At 60.4% G+C, this 20,705-nt stretch carries 17 protein-coding genes; 7 read left to right on the top strand and 10 right to left on the bottom strand.

What is annotated here, in order from left to right; genetic code table 11:
* Positions 1–273: 273 nt before the first annotated feature.
* On the bottom strand, positions 274–1,014 hold the full coding sequence (locus PMX70_RS00495) for an ABC transporter ATP-binding protein (protein ID WP_117769450.1): 741 nt from the start codon (positions 1,012–1,014) through the stop codon (positions 274–276).
* Positions 1,015–1,019: 5 nt separating this feature from the next.
* Positions 1,020–3,242: a hypothetical protein gene (locus tag PMX70_RS00490; RefSeq protein ID WP_271742485.1), complete on the bottom strand. Its 2,223-nt coding sequence runs from the start codon at positions 3,240–3,242 to the stop codon at positions 1,020–1,022.
* Positions 3,243–3,794: 552 nt separating this feature from the next.
* Between PMX70_RS00490 and PMX70_RS00485 the strand changes: the two genes are divergently transcribed.
* The 6 genes from PMX70_RS00485 to PMX70_RS00460 all read left to right on the top strand — a co-directional run bounded on the left by PMX70_RS00485 (position 3,795) and on the right by PMX70_RS00460 (position 8,404).
* The gene (locus tag PMX70_RS00485) at positions 3,795–4,307 is read left to right on the top strand and encodes a hypothetical protein (RefSeq protein WP_271742484.1); all 513 of its coding nucleotides are present in this window, start codon (positions 3,795–3,797) and stop codon (positions 4,305–4,307) included.
* Positions 4,308–4,316: 9 nt separating this feature from the next.
* On the top strand, positions 4,317–4,568 hold the full coding sequence (locus tag PMX70_RS00480) for a helix-turn-helix domain-containing protein (protein WP_006235292.1): 252 nt from the start codon (positions 4,317–4,319) through the stop codon (positions 4,566–4,568).
* A gap of 18 nt (positions 4,569–4,586) precedes the next feature.
* Entirely contained in the window at positions 4,587–5,294 is a 708-nt protein-coding gene (locus PMX70_RS00475; protein ID WP_255360342.1) for a site-specific integrase, read from the top strand.
* 396 nt (positions 5,295–5,690) lie between these two features.
* Positions 5,691–5,978 (top strand): ACT domain-containing protein, encoded by a 288-nt coding sequence (locus tag PMX70_RS00470; protein WP_006235289.1) that lies wholly within the window; start codon positions 5,691–5,693, stop codon positions 5,976–5,978.
* A 77-nt stretch (positions 5,979–6,055) separates the two neighbouring features.
* Complete coding sequence (locus PMX70_RS00465) at positions 6,056–7,474, top strand: citrate synthase (RefSeq protein ID WP_271742483.1); 1,419 nt, start codon at positions 6,056–6,058, stop codon at positions 7,472–7,474.
* An 87-nt stretch (positions 7,475–7,561) separates the two neighbouring features.
* Entirely contained in the window at positions 7,562–8,404 is an 843-nt protein-coding gene (locus PMX70_RS00460; protein ID WP_271742482.1) for a Cof-type HAD-IIB family hydrolase, read from the top strand.
* A gap of 108 nt (positions 8,405–8,512) precedes the next feature.
* Here the strand turns inward: PMX70_RS00460 and PMX70_RS00455 are convergent, their stop codons facing one another.
* From PMX70_RS00455 to PMX70_RS00440, 4 genes are all read right to left on the bottom strand, one after another.
* Positions 8,513–9,307 carry a Cof-type HAD-IIB family hydrolase gene (locus PMX70_RS00455; RefSeq protein WP_271742481.1) on the bottom strand — a complete coding sequence of 265 codons (795 nt, stop codon included), beginning with the start codon at positions 9,305–9,307 and terminating at the stop codon, positions 8,513–8,515.
* A 206-nt stretch (positions 9,308–9,513) separates the two neighbouring features.
* Positions 9,514–11,334 (bottom strand): adenine deaminase, encoded by a 1,821-nt coding sequence (locus PMX70_RS00450; protein WP_271742479.1) that lies wholly within the window; start codon positions 11,332–11,334, stop codon positions 9,514–9,516.
* 356 nt (positions 11,335–11,690) lie between these two features.
* A complete protein-coding gene (gene tyrS / locus PMX70_RS00445) occupies positions 11,691–12,902 on the bottom strand; it encodes a tyrosine--tRNA ligase (RefSeq protein ID WP_006235283.1) in 1,212 nt (403 codons plus the stop codon).
* Between the two features lie 96 nt (positions 12,903–12,998).
* A complete protein-coding gene (locus PMX70_RS00440; RefSeq protein WP_271742478.1) occupies positions 12,999–14,957 on the bottom strand; it encodes a U32 family peptidase in 1,959 nt (652 codons plus the stop codon).
* A 162-nt stretch (positions 14,958–15,119) separates the two neighbouring features.
* Between PMX70_RS00440 and PMX70_RS00435 the strand changes: the two genes are divergently transcribed.
* The gene (locus PMX70_RS00435) at positions 15,120–17,336 is read left to right on the top strand and encodes a transglycosylase domain-containing protein (protein ID WP_271742477.1); all 2,217 of its coding nucleotides are present in this window, start codon (positions 15,120–15,122) and stop codon (positions 17,334–17,336) included.
* Between the two features lie 191 nt (positions 17,337–17,527).
* Here the strand turns inward: PMX70_RS00435 and PMX70_RS00430 are convergent, their stop codons facing one another.
* The 4 genes from PMX70_RS00430 to rplQ form a co-directional block, all read right to left on the bottom strand.
* A complete protein-coding gene (locus PMX70_RS00430) occupies positions 17,528–17,965 on the bottom strand; it encodes an arginine repressor (protein WP_006235280.1) in 438 nt (145 codons plus the stop codon).
* A 132-nt stretch (positions 17,966–18,097) separates the two neighbouring features.
* Entirely contained in the window at positions 18,098–19,096 is a 999-nt protein-coding gene (locus PMX70_RS00425) for a glycosyltransferase family 2 protein (RefSeq protein ID WP_271742476.1), read from the bottom strand.
* A gap of 203 nt (positions 19,097–19,299) precedes the next feature.
* Entirely contained in the window at positions 19,300–20,124 is an 825-nt protein-coding gene (truA, locus tag PMX70_RS00420) for a tRNA pseudouridine(38-40) synthase TruA (protein WP_271742475.1), read from the bottom strand.
* A gap of 92 nt (positions 20,125–20,216) precedes the next feature.
* On the bottom strand, positions 20,217–20,699 hold the full coding sequence (gene rplQ, locus PMX70_RS00415; RefSeq protein WP_271742473.1) for a 50S ribosomal protein L17: 483 nt from the start codon (positions 20,697–20,699) through the stop codon (positions 20,217–20,219).
* Positions 20,700–20,705 lie beyond the last annotated feature (6 nt).

The raw sequence follows: 20,705 nt of genomic DNA, 5'->3' as shown, positions 1-20,705 counted from the left end.
GGGTCCGTAAATGGGTGAATTGAACGCAATGGGGATGGAGAAGGCTGCGGCAAGAACAAGCGTAGAGATCCATACGGCCCTGTCTCTTAGGATCAGTTTGAGAAGAAGTCGACAGTACATTTAGAAGCACCTACATTTCCCAAAGCATCGTTAGATTGATAATGACAGACCGAATGAAGATGCGTGCGACGGGGGCGAGGCGAATGGCTGAGCGGTATCGATATGCGGGTTCAACGGTATCACATTGGCCACATAGATTTTTAACTTGCATTTCTACCCGCCCTTTTCGTAGAGTCGCCGATACGTGCTTAGCGCACCCTCGGCGCGTCCGGCAGGCTTTGCGAAATGGGATCCAGGAGACTTCGGCGCAGCATCATCTTGCGGAATGCTTCTAATGAGCCTCCCATCCTTCAAAAACAGAATCTCATCGCACAGCCTATCGACCGAATCCAAGATGTGGGATGACATGATGATGCACGTACCAGAATCGGCCAGCTTCCTGAGAATCTCAGAATGCAAGTCCACCCTGCTGGGGTCGAGCGCGTTCATGGGCTCATCTAATAGAAGGTACCGCGCGCCCGTCGCATACGCAATCGCCAGGGTAAGCTGCTGCTTCATGCCCTGGCTCAGAGTGCGGATCCTCATCTTCGCGAACTCGCCTATCTGCGTTTGTTCCACTATCTCTTCGATATCGCGAGCATGCGGCCACATATCGCAAACCATCTTGAGGTGATCTTCCGCACGCAATCCGGGATACAGCAGCGTCCCCTCACCAGGTGCATAGAAGATCATAGAACGGACCTCTCTCGCACCCGTACCCTGCACCTCATCCAGAACGATGCTCCCGTCCACGCGAGGACCCGGCAAACCTGCCATCGCACGCAGCAACGTCGTCTTTCCATGCCCGTTCGGAGCGACGAGACCGTAGACCGTACCCGGGGCAAACTCAGCGTTCACCGAATCTACGAGCACCTTCTTTCCATAAGAGATCGTCAGCGTTTGAAGGTCAATCATCGAGATCATCCCCTTTCGATCTTTGGAACACTCAGGCGCACCATCAACGGAGATACGGCACCCAAGACCACCAGCAGAGCGCCCGATGCGCCGACGACCTCTCCAAAAGGCATCGCGTTCGTCCCTCGCCCAAGGAACCCAATCGTCCCCACCTGGGAAGCGGGATCAAACGAGGCGAATGGAGCCAGCAGCGCGACGCCCATGCCCACGCTTTCAACATGAGCGCTCAACGAACCCAACACCAAGAGAACCGCGCAAACCATTCCGGTGACAACGGGGTTGCGGCTAATCGCTGCTGTCAACGCAGCGACGACGGAAATCACGCCGTATGCCATGACCAGCAACGGAATACTGCACAACACCGCCTCCCCCACCATGGACGTTGTCGAAGCTCCCGCCCGAATGAGAGCGACGGGATACTCCGATCCACCCGCACCGTTCTTAATCACGGACACAACGACAGCGGGAACCATCGACACCAAAAGCAGCACCAAGCCAAGCAGGAGAGCCAGCGCAACAGCCGTCAGAAAACGCACATGCGCTGTTGCGGGGATCTGGAGAACCAGAAGGGAACGACACTGCAGGTGGGTACACGCGAGCGATGTGACAACCACGGGCAACAGCAAAAATAAGGAGGGAAGCGCTGCCTGGAGATACGAAAGGAGGATTAATGGGGGCATCTTCGTACTTAACTCGTAAACCTTGGGGTCCGGCAAGCTCGCGATCGACTCAAGCAGAAGGGCGCGCGCCTCCGCACGAGAAGGAGTCTCCGGCTCGATTCCGATCGATTGCAGGAGAGTCGCATCTGCCGCGCCCAGCTCACCTCGAGCGCGCTCGTACGTCGCAAGGCTTCGAAACCCCTCCGCAGGCATAGGCGCGTACACGAAACCCGAAAGAGCATCCCGCATGTCTTCCAGGGCCGCTTTGCCCTCGACGTCCATATTCGCAGCGTTCTGCTCTAGATACCGATCTATTGAACGGAGCTCCCCATCCCTATACCGAACAGCGGAAACGTTATCAGCGTCAGGAAACATCTCGACCAGAGCCGGGGCCAGCATCGTCGTCGACATTGCAATCGCGCATACGGCGAGGGTAGGAGAACGCAGGAGCAGTTTCCCCATCGTTCTTACGTATGCAACGGCGGAGGCACAAGCGCTCGAACGAGTTGCCGTTCTCGATGCAGTGAAGGAACCTCTCTCAAGACAAATCGGGGATATCGGGCACGCGCAGCCGCTCTTTCCAGCAACGCAAAGCAGGCTAATTGCCAGCACCTCGATCCCGATTGCGCATACGAGGGCAATCGCGCCACGCTCGAAGCAAAGTCCAGGCAGATTCACTATCTGCGTTGTCGGGTACGGGCTATAGGCGCCGACGGTCAACTCAGTGTTCGCATACGTAAGGGGATTCAACAGGGCGAACTCACGTAAAGCGATGGATCTTCCGTAATACCCGGGAACCATCGTCACCCCCATCAGGGCACATACGAACACGATTCCAAGCGTAGGGTTATTGGCAATCTTCACGGCAAGGTGAACGACAAGCGAGATGAACGCTGCCACCAAGAATTGCAAGATGGCCGACTGCGCGAACACCAGCCAAGCCGGTTTGATAACCGGAGTCGCATATTGAATGTAGCCTATCGGATAGAACGGCGAGCCCGGGCCATTCTTCACAAGCGCGGCGATTATCCCTGGAAGATTGATGGCGAGGACGGCAAGCATTGCAAAAACACTCGCCCATACGCTCGATGCAACAAGTCTACCCAGCTCGCCCATCGGTGCCTGGATGATGAGCTTTTCACGTTTGTTAAGACGCGCGGCAAGGAACGAGACGGCAACGGCCGTTGCGACCCATAGCAAGTACTCCTTCGATCCGTCATAATAGGTGTACTCTCCATCCGATATCTGCAGAAACGGAAGTAGGGGAGAGAGCGGTGCCAAGATAAGACGTCCCGCGGCAAGAGGGTACAGAAGCGCGGGCATGCTTGATGAAGAGGTATAGACACCGTCCTCCCCCGCATTCACAAGCGCATCCGCATAGGATGCTGACAATTCCTGCTCAACACGGGTTATTCCCGACTCGAGGTATTCGACCCGTCCGTCGATGCCAGCCGCGCTCCTGAAGACGGGCAGAGCACAAAGAACCATCAACGCAACAACGACAACACAGAGCGACCTGGAGGAGAGAAGCGACCTAAAGATCGCCTTCGAGATTTTGAGCATATTCATCGCCAACCTTAACCTCATCCAGTCGGAACAGAGGGGCCGAACAAAATGCTCGGCCCTTCCTCGCATCTATTAGGTGCTATAGACAAATTGCCATTTATCAGTTGTGCCAAGAACACCACAGGAGCACATTGCAGCGAGGCGGGATTCCCTATGATGCGCGGATCGGCGATAGCCATTTCGGTAGGAGATCGTCTTGTAAGAGATGTTGAACATCGAGATGCTGTGCCCGCTTACGCCGCGAGGACAGCTGTAGCTCCAGTAGGTATCGACGACGTCGTCCGTATACCCGAGGGGCTCAACGAGGGCACACTGGCTGCTCTCCTGGGAAGGAGGCATCGGGGTATCCGCAAAAGCGGGGGCTCCCGGCAGCAACAGACAAAGAGCGAGGCCGAGGAAAACCAAGAGCTTACACGACTTAACAGTACTGAACATAATCCTCTCCAATCTAGAGGGGTTTCGGTTGCAGCATGCTGTGATTACTTGCCAGCAAAGTCAATTTAACATAAACTGTTAAAAAGTAACCTGAGTTTTTTAAATTCTTCGGAGGTTATTATGAGTTCCGACAATCGCACTCCCCGGCTTTATTCCTTCCGCATCGCATGTGCGATAGCCTCTGCGACCCTTTGCGCCACCGCCATCGCACAAGTGGCGTTCTCCTTAAAGCCAGCAATCGAAGTGCTCGACAACCCTGTAATTGCAGACTCCCCCGCGTATCCAGCCCTTGCGATCTCGACATTGGTCCCTGCCGTCATCGGTATCGCTACGACCATCCTCAGCGCCGTTCTCGTGTGGACGATCAAGAGCGGAGACCCCTTCAAGAAAGGGTCTGCGACATGCTTGAAGGTGCTCGGCATTCTCTTCGTTGTTCAAGCTGCCACCAGCCTCTACGCCGGCTCACTCAAAACCTCCGTTTCGATGTTTGGCGGCGAGGGGGCCGTCGGCGCCCAAGAGATCGCTTCATCATTCGATTGGACCTCTCTGGTTCTCGGCATCGTCCTGTTCATGCTTTCCCAGCTCTTCTTGTACGCCCGAGAGCTGTACCTCGACTCCGACGAGATTGCGTAAGGAAACGCCATGCCCGTAATTGTTCGCCTCGACAAGATCATGGCCGAGCGAAAGATTTCCTCGAACGAACTTGCCGAAAGGATTGGAACCACGCCCGTGAACCTGTCCCGTATTAAAAAAGGGCATATTCGCGGCATTCGCTTCAACACACTCGAGCAACTATGCCTCGCCCTTCGTTGCCAACCCGGAGACCTTCTCGAAGTCATGAGCGAAGAGGATGCCCGAAAGGAGTTCGGACTCGATTGGTCCGCCGAGGATTAGAGGGCGGTCGTACTCGCCCTGCACACGGGGATGCGAATCGGCGAGGTCTGCGGCCTTCGGTGGTGCGATGTGGATTTCGAGACGGGCCTGATCTCGATCAGACACTCGGTGGCGTACGCGAAGGGAATGGGTTCGTTCATCAAGGACACCAAGACCCATGACGCCAGGGGTATCCCCATCGACCCGGTCGGCCTACTCCCCTTCCTGAAGGAGACCCACGAGATCGACTGCGGAAAGCTGCGCTTGCGCGGCCTTACCGGGGCGGTCGAGATCGGGGACTGCTACATCCTGTCGGAGCCGGGCGCGACCTTCGCGACGACAAGCTATATCCGCAGGGCGTTCAAGACGTTCTCGGAGACCAACGGCCTCATGGGCACCAACGACGAGCTGATCACGTTCCACGGCCTTCGCCACACGTTCGCAACGCAGTGGATCCGCCAAGGCGGCGATATCAAGGCGCTCCAATCGATCCTCGGCCACAAGGACGCCATGGCGACGCTCAACGTCTACGCCGACATCGAGCCCATCTCCAAAATCCATAACATGCTGCGCGCCACGCCGTGCCTTTGGCGCGGGCACCTCGGGCCGAGGGTCGATCCGGGTCCCATGTTCCAACAGAGGATCCAGGAGTCCATCGAGACGCTCCAGGCGTTCGGCTACGGCATCACCGAGCCGGACGACCGAAATATCGCCATACGCGACGTGAAGACGAACAGTTGGCTCTAGCTCACCGAGTACGCAGCAGTGCTGGGCCCATCCCAACTGAGGTCACGGTGGTCCGATAGGGGCGCCGCCCGCGGCATGCGCCGCGGAGCGGTATCCCCTACCGAAGGGCGGGGATGCCCTCCGCTTCCAGTTCGGAATCAGCCGTCGGAGGCGTTCGGCTGACTGCGGGAACGGCCTGTCCGCTCAATGTGTTCGGCTGAGATCGGAAATCAACCCAACACGAGCCGGACACGCGCCAGACGGCTCTTCCCCGTGCGGCCTTCCCCCTTACGCTCATGTTGCAGGCATGTAACGCCGCAGCGAGCGCGCCTTTTTTGCGCCAGACAGGTACAATGATGAACACTGTACCGTAGCGGAGCGCCCCGCGCGCGCCGCAACCACGCGAAAGGGTTTCCCATGGCCGAGATCTCGTCCTCCCGTATCGTCATCACCGTCCTTGGCAAGAACCGCCCCGGCATCGTCGCCGGCGTCACCCGTGTCCTGGGCGAGGCCAACGTCGACATCCGCGACATTACGCAGTCCATTATCGAGGACATCTTCACCATGACCATGCTGGCCGACACCGCCGAGTCCAAGCTCGACTTCGCCGAGCTGCAGAAGGCGCTGGCCGAGGCCGGCGAGCTTTCGGGCGTCAACGTGTCCATCCAGCGCGAGGACGTCTTTAACTTTATGTACCGCCTGTAGCGAACAAGCCGCTCGGGGCAGCTTGACGTCATATCGTCCAAGCGCGCGGCCCCAAAGCGGACCGGAGAGGAGCGCGCATGGCCTACGACGCCAAGAAAATCTACTACCGCTTCGACGATCACCTGAGCCGCCTGGTTCTGGATTACGAGGCGAGCCGTCAGATTTCGCCCGAAAGCGAAAACCTCTACCACGGCCTGCCGACCGCCCCGTACGACGAGGACCTGTTCGTAGAGCACAACGTCAAGCGCGGCCTGCGCAATGCCGACGGCTCGGGCGTGGTCGCGGGCCTTACCCGCATCTCGGACGTGCACGGCTACAACAAGGTCGACGGCAAAGTCGTGCCCGATCAGGGCAAGCTCACGCTTCGTGGCTACAGCATCGAGGATCTGGTCAACAACGCCCAGGCCGAGAACCGCTACGGCTACGAGGAAGTCGCCTATCTGCTTATCACGGGTTCGCTGCCCAACAAGGAAGAGCTCGACGGCTTTTGCGAGCGCCTGGGTGCTTTTAGGCACCTGAGCGACGAATACGTCCGCGAGTTCCCCATGACCACGGTGTCGTCGAGCATCATGAATGTGCTTCAGCGCGCCGTGCTGCTGCTCTACGCCTTCGACGCCGAGCCCGACGTCATTACACCCGAGCACGAAATCGACGTCGCCATCTCCATGCTCGCCCGTCTCCCCCGCATCGCCGCCTTCGCGCATATGGCCTCGGTCGCCAAGCGCCGCGGCTCCGAGGTTCATGTACCGCACCCCACACCCGGCCTCTCCACCGCCGAGACCATCCTGCAGGTGTTGCGCGGCGGCATGGCATTCACCCGCGACGAGGCCATGCTGCTCGACGTGATGCTTATGCTGCATGCCGAGCACGGCGGCGGCAACAACTCCACCTTCGCCTGCCGTGTGCTGTCCTCCTCGGCCACCGACCCGTATTCCGCCTACGCCGCGGCTATCGGCTCGCTCAAGGGCCCGCGCCACGGCGGCGCCAACGCCAAGGTCGTGTCCATGCACGAGGACATCCGTGCGCATGTCTCCAATTGGGAGGACGAGGACGAGGTCGCAGCCTACCTGGGCAAGATCCTCGACAAGCAGGCCTTCGACGGCACGGGTCTCATCTACGGTATGGGCCACGCCGTCTACACGCTGAGCGACCCGCGTGCCGAGGTGTGCCGTCGTTACGCGCGCACGCTTGCCGCCAAGAAGGACCTGGGCGAGGAGTTCGCGCTCATCGAGCGCATCGAGCGCCTGGCCCCGCAAGTGATGCGCGATCACGGCATGACCAAGCCCATCTGCGCCAACATCGACCTGTACACGGGCTTTATCTACAAAATGCTCGGCGTGCCCGAGACGCTCTTTACGCCGCTGTTCGCCGTCGCCCGCATGGCCGGCTGGTCGGCGCACCGCATGGAAGAGCTCTTCTGCGCGCACCGCATCATCCGTCCCGCGTATCGCCCGGTTATCGAGCCGCTGGAGTACAAGCCGCTCGCCGATCGTTAGGACGCAGACCGTTATAGAACCCGAGCGTGGCCAGGGCATCACCGCCCTCGGCCACGCTTTTTATGCCAGTAGAAAGGATTGCAGCGAATGATTGTGTTTTCCGATATGGATGGAACGCTGCTGACGAGTGATAAGCAGATGAGCGACGCCACCTGGGCAATGCTCGACGAACTCGCTCGACGTGGGATTGAGTTTGTGCCCTGCACGGGGCGTCCGCTGTCGGGCATCTTTGAGCCCATCCTCGCCCACCCCGCCGTACACTACGCGGTCTGCGCCAACGGTGCCAGCGTCTGGCAGCTCGACGACGTTGTGCCTGCCGATGCCTCGCGTGCCACGCGCATTTTGAGCCGACCGCTCGACCGCGCCATCGCCCACCGCGTCCATAGCATTGCAGCCGGCCACGATGTGACCTTCGATATCTTCGCGGACGGGCAGTGCTTCCTCCCCCGCTCGCTCTACGCGCGCCTGGACGAATTCTGCGGCGGCGACCCCCACATCGCGGCTTCGCTTAAGCGCACACGAACACCGATCGACATGGATATCGACAGCAAGATCGACGAGGTCGAGACGCTCGAACGCATCGCCATGTACTGGCACAACCCGGCCGATCGCGACGCCATCGCGGCGGCGCTCGACACGCTCGAAGGCATTGAGGTCACGCGTTCTTACACCATGAATATCGAGGTCATGGGTAAGGGCGCCACCAAGGGAACGGCCCTCACGTGGCTATGTGAGCATCTGGGCGAGCGTCTCGCCAACGCCTGGGCGTTCGGCGACAACATCAACGACATTCCCATGCTGCAGGCAGCGGGCCACGGCATGGCCATGATCAACGCCGAGCCCGAGGACCGCGACGCCGCCGACGCCATCACCGAATACGACAACGACCACGACGGCGTCGCCCGCACCATCATGGCCGCCCTCGCCTAGTCATTGGGGACGTTCTTAAACGACTAGTCGTTGGGGACAGTCTTCGCGAAAAAGCTGCAAGGACTGTCCCCCACTGTCGGCAAAAAAGGAACGTCCCCATCTGCCGGATTAGGAGAGACTCTCCAGCACGCGACGAAGCTCCTGCTGGACGGCGTGGTCGCGGTTACGACCCACCACGCGATCGGCCACCGCCTTGAGCGCGGGGCGCGCGTTTTCCATCGCGCAGCCTGTGCCGACAAAGCGAATGATCTCGTAGTCGTTCATCGAGTCGCCAAACGCCATGACCTCGTCGCGTCCAACGCCGTAATGCTCCGCAAGCTGCGCGATGCCCGAGGCTTTCGACACACCGGGCTGCATGGCATCAATCCACGCGTTGCCCGAAGGCGCAAAAGTAAAGAGCTGACCAAGTTCGCGCTGCAGTACGTAAGCGCTGTCCATAACGGCACAGTCATCGCAAAAGATACTCGCCTTGATGATATTTACGCTGGGATCGGGCAGCTCCCAAATGCGCTCGGCATTGGGAAGGTCCTTATCGACCTCGCGCACGAACTTGCACTCATCATCGAGCAAGAAGGACTTGGTTCGGTCAAAGAGCGCAAGATGCAGATTGGGAAACGTCCTGACGGCTTGGGCGAGCCTTCGAATCGCCAGGTGCGAATACACCTCACGGTCTACCATCTTGCCGTCGGCGTAGACCTGGGCGCCGTTAGCGGCGACAAAGTCCATCTTGTCGCGAACGGGCGCAAAGAACTCGCACAGGCGATCGTAGCGACGACCTGACGATGCGGCGAAATGCACGCCATGCTCGTGTAGCGCCAGAATCAGTTCGTAGGTCTCGGGAGGCACCTGGCCGTTTTCGTCAAGCAGCGTGCCGTCCATATCGGATGCAATCAGTTTAAACATAGAAAAGCTCCCTTCGGGCTTGATGGAATCGGATGTATATCCAAAATCACCGTACCCAAAGGGAGCTCAAATAAGACTCCGCGGACGCAAACGTTACAAGGACCTGGCAAATAGCTCACGCGCGCCAGAGGCCCTACGGTCGCAGCGTCAGGCGACACGTCAAAGAGTGTCCCCAATGACTAGTCGTTTAAGAACGTCCCCAATGACTAGTCGGCGTAGGTGAAGGTGGTGACGTCGAACATGCCCTCGGGGCGGATGCGGAGCGTCGGGATGACCGGCAGGGGCAGGAAGATGATGCCCATGATGGGGTCGAGCGGCGGCTCAATACCCATAGCGCGCGCCTTGACCATAAAGTCGTCGTGCTGCGCCGCAACGTCTTCGGCAGCGCCCTCGCTCATCAGGCCGCCGAGCGCCAGCGGAATGCGCGCCACGACCTCGCCGTTGCGCACCAGCACGTGGCCGCCCTGGCCCACGGCCTCAACGGCAGCCATCATATCGGCCGCGCTGTCGCCCACCACGCACACGTTGTGCGAGTCGTGGCCGATCGTCGAGGCGATGGCACCGCCCGTGATGGTAAAGCCGCGCACCCAGCCGCGACCGATGTGCTTGCCAACAAGACCCAGGCCCGCAGGACCATCACCGTCGGCGCCCTCGGCCTGCAGCGACACGCCGCGGCCGTGGCGCTCGATCAGCATAATGCGGCGCAGGCCCTCGGCACTCTCGGGGCGAGCCATACCCGTGATGGCCTTACCCGGCACCACGTCGATCACGGCCTCGCCCGGCTTAAAGGCATAGTCGAACACATCGAGCGATAGCTTCGGCAGTTTAACGGAAGCACGCAGTTCATCGGCAAGGGCCGCAACCTCGGCCATCTCGGGTGCGATCTCGCCCACAAAGGTGCCGTCCTGCGCCACCAGAGCACCGGCGGCATATACGCGATGCGGAGCCGTGGCAAACGTCAGGTCATTGAGTACCAGCAGGTCGGCACGCTTGCCCGGGGCGATGGCGCCACGCAGTTCGTGCGGGTCGCGGCAACCGTGGTCCAAGCCAAACGCCTCGGCCGTGGAGAGGGACGCCATGGAGATAGCGACCACGGGGTCGATACCGGCCTCAATCGCCACGCGGCAGGCATTGTCGATCATGCCGGTCGCAAGCGCATCGGAAGGGGCGCGGTCGTCAGTCGCAAAGCAGCAGCGGCGGGCGCGCGCGGGATTCTCCAGCAGCATCGGGGACAAATTGGCCAGGTCGTGGCTGCACGTGCCCTCACGCAGCATCACATACATGCCGCGGGATAGCTTGTCGAGCGCCTCCTCGGGAATCGTCGACTCGTGGTCGGCGATAATGCCCGCTGCGGCATAGGCGTTGAGGTCCTTACCGGCAACGAGCGGCGCATGGCCGTCAACCTGCTTGGACGGCGTCTGGTTAGCGGCGTCGATACGAGCGCAGGTCTCGGGATCGGCCATAAAGACACCCGGCAGGTTCATCATTTCGCCCAGACCAAAGACATCGCCCGGATGCTCAGCAAAAAACGCCTGCATATCGGCAGCCGAAATAACGGCACCGGCCTGCTCGTCGGGCAGCGCGGGCACGCACGAAGGCATCATGTACTTGATGGAGATGGGTGCGCGGCGGCCGTCCTCAATCATAAAACGCAAGCCGTCGAGACCGGCAACATTGGCAATCTCGTGGCTGTCGGCAATGGCGGTGGTGGTACCGCGCGTCGCGGCCATGCGAGCATACTCGGCGGGACGGATGTTCGAAGACTCGATATGCAGATGCCCGTCAATAAAACCGGGAGCGAGATAGCGACCCTGGCAGTCGATAACCTCGGCAGCCTCGTAGGTGCCAGCGGCATCGTCGCGACCATCGTAGAGCACGCCGACGATTACACCGTCCTTGACGGCAACGCTACCGGGCGCCACACGCTGGCCATACACGTCGACAATCTGCGCATTGGTAAACAGCGTGTCGACGGGCACGCGACCCTCGGCAGCATCGATCACAGACCTCATGACCTCAACGGACATACATACTCCTTTAACCGTAGAAAAAAGCTGCGGAGCGGACAAACCTTCACCGCAGCAAACCAATAGCCATTGTATGCCCAAACGATGGGTCAACAATGCGCCTCTCCGCTTAACGGCACACGCCACTTGGTGCAATGGGGACTGCCGCTGAGCACCAATACAAGGAGTGTCCCAAAGTGCCAACAAAGGGAGCGCCGATGTTTTGGCAACGACAGCGAGCGGGCCGCATTTGAGACAAGGTGACGTGAAACGAAAGGGCGCTGACCTTCTGGTCGCGCCCTTGAAGTTGAACGTCAGATTGTCCAAATGCGGCCCGCGCAGCGTCGGCCGGTCCGCCGTTCGGTAGAACGGCGGAACTAAATCAACTTGAAGCCCTTGCGCTTGCCTACGGAGAGGGTGTCGCCCAGCTTGAGGGCGCTGGGATCGATGTTGTAGCTCTTGGGAGCCACGGCCTTGCCGTTGATCTTGACGCCGCCGCCGTCGATATCGCGACGGGCCTGGCCGGCGCTGGCAGAAAGACCCAGGTCCTTGAGGAGGCCGGCGAGGTAAATCTGGCCCTCATCGTTGACGGTCAGCTCAACGTGCTTCTCGGGGAAGTCGGCAAGCTGGCCCTCCTTGAACACGCGGTCGAACTCGGCCTGAGCCTCGTCGCCGGCGCCGGCGCCGTGGTAGGTGTCGCACAGGTCGCGGCCCAGTGCGCGCTTGAGCTCATAGGGATCGGCGGAACCATCGGCCAGAGCAGCGTCGATCTTGTCGACCTCGGCCGGGGTGAGCGAGCTGGCCAGACGATAGTACTTGCCGATCATCTCGTCGGGGATGGACATGGTCTTGCCGAACATATCCTTGGGAGCATCGGTCAGGCCGATGTAGTTGCCGTAGGACTTGGACATCTTGCGCACGCCATCGGTGCCCTCGAGCAGCGGCATGGTAAGCGCGATCTGCGGCTCCATACCCATCTTCTCCATGAGCTCGCGACCAGCGAGCAGGTTGAAGAGCTGGTCGGTGCCGCCCATCTCCACGTCGGCCTTGATCTGCACGGAGTCGAAGGCCTGCATCACGGGATACAGGAACTCATGCAGGGCGATCGGCGTCTGAGACTGGTAGCGCTTGGTAAAGTCATCGCGCTCAAGGATGCGGGCGACGGTGAACTTGGAGCACACCTGCAGCAGGCCGGCCAGGTCCATCGAAAGGATCCAGTCGCCGTTGTGCACGATGGTGGTCTTCTCGGGATCCAGGATCTTCATGGCCTGGCTCACGTAGGTCTCGGCGTTGGCCTCGATCTGCTCCTGCGAAAGCTGCGGACGGGTGGAATTCTTGCCCGAAGGGTCGCCAATCAACGCGGTACCGTTGCCGATGATGAGGGTGACGTTGTGGCCCAGGTCCTGGAACTGACGCATCTTGCGCAGCGGCACGGCGTGGCCCAGGTGCAGGTCGGGGCTGGTGGGGTCGACGCCGAGCTTGATGTTGAGGGGCTCGCCCTTCTCAAGCTTCTTGCGAAGGTCGGCCTCGGGAACGATCTGCGCGGCGCCCGAGGTGATGATACGCATTTGCTCGTCAACAGACAGCATTGGGTATCCTCCTTTTGCTATAGCACCCTCGCCGAAAACGGCGGTGCTGGAAGTCCATAAACTCTCTTATGATAACAAACTGACGCGACGCGGCACCTACGACAGGAAAATCCTCGTCCTGCCGCATGCGTCAATGGCAACTGGCAGACGTGTACCGTCACGCTCAACCAGATAGCGTACCTGCCGACGACGCAAGCAGTCGCGGCAACGGACCTGTCCCGTCGCATCGGTGGCGCAGACGCCCTCGGCGGTCAGCAGGCAGTGCTCGCACACCATAAGCTCGGGACGGTCGGCGTCGACCGGACCAAAGACGCCGGGTTCAGCAGCCAGTTCGGCAATACGCTCCGCATCATTGCCGAGCAACTCGGCCGGCAAGTACACCCGCCCCGCACCGAGTCCGCGCAGCCAGGTAAGCGTGGCCCGATTCGCGCAGAACACCGGCGCCGCCACGTCAAATGTCACGCCCAGCTCGCGAGCGATCACCACCTGTCCCAGGTTGCGGCAGACGACGCACCCGGCACGCTGCATCAGTGAGCGGGTCCGGTCAGCGTCACCCGTGCGGCACACCTCGTCAAGCACCACAACGGCGTCGGACAAATCGAGTTCTCCGCGCGGGTCGGCATCCATCAGCTGCCAAGCAAAAACCATGCGAGCGGGAACCGCGCACTCCACCAACTCCGTCGACGCACCGCCATCCACCGCAACGTCCTCAAAGGGCAGCACCTCAACGGCACGCGCAACGGGCGCAATCGCATCCGCCTCGGCCCGCATGCGCTCCAACACAGCCGCCGTCTGATCCAACACGCCGGCGCTGCGAATCAGGTATACCTCGCAGCCCGTGTCAACCTTACGCTTGCAATGCACGACAACGCGCTTCCACGCTGCGGCATCCACCGGGCAGGGCACCTGCGGCCAGCGCTTGGGCACATCGGGACGCGCGTCGACACCCGGATAGAACCGAATCTCGAGCGTGTCACCCGCCGCCACGGCGGCGTCGAGCTCAACGGTCACCTCTTCGTGGCCCACAGCGACCAAGCGCCCCACGCGCACGCCCTGGTTAATTGCGCGCTCAAAGCTCATCAGCTCGGCACCCGAACGCCCTCGCAGGTACGCATCGGTAAACCCACGGTTAAACGACCTTCCCAGCTCACGCTCAAGCTCTTCCACGGCACCGGGGTCCCACGCGCCGTCGCACAGCATATCGAGTGCCCGGCGCCACACCCGCACCACGTTGAATACGTAATCGGGGTTCTTCATGCGCCCCTCGATCTTGAGCGACGCCACGCCGGCATCTACAAGCTCGGGCAGATGCGCAATACCCAGATAGTCGCGCGGGCACAGCAGGCGATCTCCCTCGACAGCAACAACACTCTGCCCCGCCTCGTCCACTAGGTCGTACGCCAGACGGCACGGCTGTGTGCAGTCGCCGCGCATCGCCGAGCGCCCACGCCGCAGGGCCGAGAACTCGCACGCCCCCGAATAGCCGATGCAAATCGCACCGTGGCAGAATACCTCGATGGGCACGCCCGTGGCACATAGCGCCGCAATCTCGTCGACCGTCAGCTCGCGTGCCGTCGTCACGCGCTCGACCCCCAGCTCGTCGGCGGCAAGCCGCACGGCACCCTCGCTATGAGCGCCCGCCTGCGTGGACAGGTGAATCTCGACCCCGGGAATCGCCGCGCGCAGCGCGCAGGCCAACCCGGCATCGGCCACAATCAGAGCATCGGCGCCCAGCTCCAGTGCATGAGCTCCCAGCGCCACCGCGTCGGACAGCTCATCGTCAAACACGAACACGTTGAGCGTCACGTACACACGCACGCCATGAGCATGCGCCACGGCACAACCGCGCGCAAACTCGTCATCCGTAAAGCCATGAGCGCTCACACGGGCGTTAAAGCCGCCCAACCCCGCATAGATGGCATCGGCACCCGCGGCGATGGCCGCAAGCATCTGGTCGAGCCCGCCCGCCGGCGCCAGCAGCTCGGGTAGCGCCGCACCGGCAGCATCCAATCCAGTCTCGTATTGTCCGCTCGGCCCCATCGTCCGAATCGCCATCGACAAACTCCTTACCAAGGTATGCATTCACTCTGAAAAATGCCGTCTTCCAGCATACACGAGGCCTCGCGCGCCCCGTTTGGTTTATCGTGTAATAACTTATGTCCATCCTGCCCCGACGGCACATCCACCGTCCGGCACGACATACCTGGAGGTCAATATATGGGTCCTCGCCAACGACAGGGACACAGCCGTTCAAAGACGCATGCCCTGCCCATAATCCTGCTCTCGTTTTTGGGCTTTTTGCTTATCGCGGGCGTGGCATTTGGCATCGGCATGGTCGGCAACGTCAACCGCTGGCTGTCCGATCTGCCCGACTACATCGACGCCAACGCGTATCTGGTGAGCGAGCCCACCGAGATCGTCGACTGCAACGGCAACAAGATCGCGAGCTTCTACACGCAAAACCGCAAGTCCATCACCAAGGACGAGGTCTCCCCCTACGTGCTGCAGGGCACCGTTGACGTCGAGGACGAGCGCTTCTACGAGCACGGCGGTATCGACCTGTGGGGTATCGCGCGTGCTGCGGTGGCAACCCTCGGCGGCGGGCACGAAGGCGCCTCGACTATCACCCAGCAGCTGGTGCGCAACACCATCCTGCAGGAGGAGCAGTTCGACTCGACCATCGAGCGTAAGGTGCGCGAGGCCTACATCGCCGTCAAGATGGAGGACATGTACTCCAAAGACGAGATCCTCATGATGTACCTCAACACCATCTACTACGGTCACGGCGCCTACGGCATCGAGGCCGCAGCCGAAACCTATCTGTCCAAGAGCGCCGCCGACCTCACCCTGAGCGAGGCCGCGCTGCTCATCGGCCTTCCCAACTCGCCCTCGCAGTACGACCCCACGGTCAATCCCGACCTGGCACTGTCCCGCCGCAACAAGGTTCTGGACAACATGCTGCGTCTGGGCCACATCACACAGGAAGAGCACGATGCCGCACAGGCTGAGCCCATCACGCTTAACGTGACCGAGATTTCGGGCAGTGGCGTCGATGTGTACTCTCAACCCTACTTTGTCTCCTACGTTAAGCAGCTGCTTGAGCAGGAGTTCTCCACCGACGTGCTCTTTAAGGGCGGTCTGACCGTCAAGACCACCATCGACCCCACCATGCAGCAGGTGGCCGAGGAGGCTGTGCGAGCGCAGCTCGACACGCTTTCGCTCGACGGCCTGGACATGGGCATGGTCGTCGTTGACCCCAAGACCGGCTACATCAAGTGCATGGTGGGCGGCTACGACTACAACGCCGACGAGAATCACGTGAACCACGCTACGGCAAAGCGCCCCGTGGGCTCCACGTTTAAGGCCTTTACGCTGGCAACTGCCATCCAAAACGGCATGAACCCCAACGTCACCCTCAACTGCAACTCGCCTCTTACAGCCAAGGGCACCACGACCAAGGTGCAAAACTATGCCAACCAGAGCTATGGCAACATCACGCTTAAGCAGGCAACGGCATACTCATCCAACACCGGCTACATTCAGGTGGCAGAAGCCATCGGCAACAACAAGATCATGTCGCTCGTCAAAAAGCTCGGCATCGATCCCGCCAAGGACAATATCGAGGACGTTCCCGTCATGACGCTCGGCACCGGGTCCATCTCGCCGCTCGAGATGGCATCGGCCTACGCCACTTTTGCCAACGGCGGCTATTATCGCCAGCCGATCGCCATCACTGAGATCGACTCGCGTACCGGCTCGGTTCTGTACCAGCACACCGACAATCCCTCACAGGTACTTACCGAGGGCGAGGCCGCCGCGGTCACCGATGTTCTGTCCGGCGTCATGAAGGGCGGCGGTACGGGTGCTGCCGGCGCCCTGAGCGTCAACCAGCCCTATGCCGGCAAGACGGGCACCACCGACAACACCACCAACCTGTGGTTCTGCGGCTATACCCCGCAGCTGGCGTGCGCCCTGTGGACCGGCTATTCCGCGGGCGAGATTCCCATCCAAAAATACGGCACAGACCTGCTGGGCGACAGCACCAACCTGCCTGTCTTTAAGCGGTTTATGAACACCGTTCTGACCGGTACCGAGCGCGAGGAGTTTGCGACCGGAACGGCGCCCACCTACAAGAACAACAGCGTCTGGAAGTTCTACGGCACCAACAACACCAAGAAGACGGAGAACGACGACAAGGACGAGAACGAGGACGAAGAGGAAACCACAACGACGACGACAACGACGACCACGACCACCGAGACCACGGGCGGCGACACCACCGGCGGCACCGGTACGACCGGTGGCTCGACGGGCGGCTCCACTGGTGGTTCGACCGGCGGCGATGGCGGCACGCCTACGCCTACGCCTACGCCTACGCCTACGCCTACGCCCACTCCCGACCCCTCGCCCACGCCTGACGATACGGTCGGCTAGAAATTCATCCAGCCATAAGCAACAGGGCCCCCGAGCAGCTTATTAAACTGCTCGGGGGCCTTTTAGTTCGAAGCGGCCTGGTAGGCGATCTTTATACCGGCAGACAAAAAAAGGGGGGTACCGACCAACGTCGATACCCCTTACAAGCCACTATGTCAGCGCGCACAGTGCCGAGCGCACGACCCGCACGCCTACTTGCGAGAATTGCTCAGCTTATTGATCAGCGCCTCAAGACGCTCGCCGTCCTCGGCCGTCTGGGCAATAACCAAAATCGTATCGTTGCCGGCAAGCGAGCCAAGCACATCGGGCAGCTCTGCCGCATCAACAGCGGCGGCGATGCCGGAAGCCGTGCCAGGCTGAGCCTTGATCATAACCAGATTATCGGTGCGCAGAACGCCCGTTACGAGCTCGGAAACCATACGCTGCAGGTGCAGGTCCTCTGCCAGAACATAGATGCCCTCAGGGAGCTTACGCAGCCCCATGTCGGCAATATCGCGAGAGACAGTCGCCTGCGTGCAATCAAAGCCCATAGCGCGGAGCTCATCGACCAGCACGCGCTGCGTGCGGACGTCCTTATTGCGCACAATATCTCTAATGGCATCCTGGCGCCCATTGCGTTTTTTAGCCATACAAACCCTCTCTCCAAAAGATGGCGGAGACAATCAATCAGTGATTGAATAGTTTAACGCTATTTGAAGGCTTTTGTGTATAAGAACGCATTTCGAAACAATTCTATGCAAATTTGTTTCGAAATGAGCCGTTTAGGCGGTTTTTACGCCCGTCCGGTTGAGAAAAGCTGCCAGATGCGTACACATCACGCAGCGCGCGGGCTTGGCACTGGCGATCGGCCCAAACAACAGACCGAGTCCCCGATGGTTGTCCTTGAGCGCGGCGACCATCTGACGGGTTCGAGGCGCCTCGAGCATATCACGCATGCGGGCGGAACGCTCAATTGACGACACCCCATGCGGGCTCAGACACAAATTCTCGATGCAGGCGACCAGTCCGGCAAAGTAGAACTTTTGGCTTGCCAGCTTGAGCCGACCACCGCTATCTGCTTCCGAGAGTGAGTCCGCAAGCTCGTCGAGCGCTCGAGTGTCATCGGATATCCTGGCATACATGGTGGGATCAAAGGCATCTGTAAGCTTAGGTGCCACCGCGTGGAAACAAGCGTCGCCGCAGCCGGACACGAATCGTGCCTGCGAGAGCGCATAAGCCATAAACTCAACCGTACGGTACGCCTTGCCGCGCGACAGGCATGCCTCAAACAGCGGACGGCTATACATCGCGCCAGAGGTCTGAGCGACTAGGCCGCCCAAAATCAACTGGGGCAGCCCAGTCACCATAGAAGACTCGTCTTCTATGGCAATAGAGGCAGCATCCAAGACGCGCGAATGACGCTCGCGATGCGCATCGTATCGATCGAGCGACACCGAGGGGAACACCATGTCTGCCGCAGTATCGCACGCGATATCGACCATCTTGGAAAGGGCCTGCGGAGCAAACCACTCATCGGCGTTCATGGCGATGATGTGAGAGCCGCGCGAGGCATCAAAACCGGCACGAATACAAGCGCCGCGCTTCGCGTCCTCGACGTCAATCAAATCAATATGGATGTCCCTGTCGGCAGCAACTTGAAGCGAATGGCGCACACCGGGCGCAGCATCGCGGCAAACAACGACAATCTGCAAATCGTAGAGGTCTTGGTTCTGGATACTCTCGAGCGCACGCATCGCATAGCTGGGCGAACCTTCTACCACAAGGATCACCGAAAGTCGCGGATGCGAGCCACGTCGAACCAAGTTATCCGTCCTCTCGACAGCAATGAATCAAACCGTGGTTCATGGTACACCCCGACAATAAAAGCAATTAGACACCGGTTGTATTGCACGCCAAGAACAGATGTTGCACACGCGCAGCCCACAGATGACGGGTGTCGACGCACGACGCGTCGAGCCCTCCCCTAGTCGAGCACGACGAGCTCGGCGGGATCGTAATCCACGCCCATAAACGTAAGGCCGCAGGCAGGAGCCGTGGGGCCCGCAGCGGTACGGTCGCAAGCATCGATGACCTCGCGCATCCACTCGGGTTCACGGCGATGCATGCCAATCTCGACAAGCGTGCCCACGATCGTGCGGACCATCGAATGCAGAAACGCATTGCCCTCGATGGTAAACGTCAGGATGTCCTCGCCAAACGCAACCTCATGGCCAAACTCGGCGCGCATTACGCAGCGGTGCGTAGGTTTGCCCACGGCAGAGGCAACCTTGCAAAAGCTTTTAAAGTCCTGCTCGCCCAAAAGCGCAGGGCAGGCGGCCGCCATCGCATCGACGTCGAGGGGATAGCGATGCCACCACACAGCACCGCGTGACAGCACGGGCCGCGCATCACGATCGGCAATGCGATAGGTGTAAGTGCGAGAGCGCGCGTCAAAGCGCGCAGAAAAGCCCTTACGAGCCTTGTAGACCTCGTTTATGGCGATATCTTTGGGCAGGAGGGCATCCATAGCCCGCAGCCACCTACGGCGCGTTAAAGACAGCTCAGCGTCCGTTACGGGCACGCTGATGTACTGTGCCACCGCGTGCACGCCGGCATCGGTACGCCCCGCACACGTCAGGTCGATCGGGCGGCGAAGCAGTGTCTCGATAGCACGACGAAGCTCGCCCGCAACCGTCGTCTGCCCCGGCTGCTCGGCAAATCCGCTATAGGACGAGCCGTCATAGGCCACGCGAAACACCAACGTGGCATCGAGCTCGGGAATCGAATTGAAATCAGACGGCGCGGTCATGGGCGCTCCCAACAAACAATCAACGGTATCGCGACAAAAAAAGAGGGGTACGCGAACGTACCCCTCGAATATAGCCTATGCAGACGGAATGTCTACTCAGCGGTCTCCTCAGCAGGAGCCTCCTCGGCAGCGGTCTCCTCGACAGCCTCAACCTTCTTGGGAGCAGCGGCCTTCTTGGGGGCCGGAGCAGCCTTCTTGGCCTTAGGCGTGCAAGGCTCGGTGACGAGCTCCATGATAACGATAGGAGCGTTGTCGCCCTTACGGTTACCGAGCTTCATGATGCGGGTGTAACCGCCGTTGCGGTCCTGCCACATGCCCTGGGCAGCCTTGTCGAAGATCTCGGCAACGAGCTGCTTATCGCCGAGCTTGGCGATGGCCAGACGACGAGAGTGCAGGTCGCCCTTCTTGGCCCAGGTGATGATCGGCTCGACGACCGAACGCAGCGCCTTAGCGCGGGTCTCGGTGGTCTTGATGCGGTCGTTCTCGAAGAGGGCCTTGGCCAGGCTCTTCTTCATGGCCTTGGTGTGGCTCGCATCGGTGCCGAGCTTCAGGCCCTTCTTAACGTTGTGACGCATGGTCTA

Source organism: Collinsella aerofaciens (assembly GCF_028206795.1).
Taxonomy (GTDB): Bacteria; Actinomycetota; Coriobacteriia; order Coriobacteriales; family Coriobacteriaceae; genus Collinsella; species Collinsella aerofaciens_AX.
The sequence above is the reverse complement of the archived record's forward strand: the minus strand, read 5'-3'. Positions and strand labels throughout refer to the sequence as shown.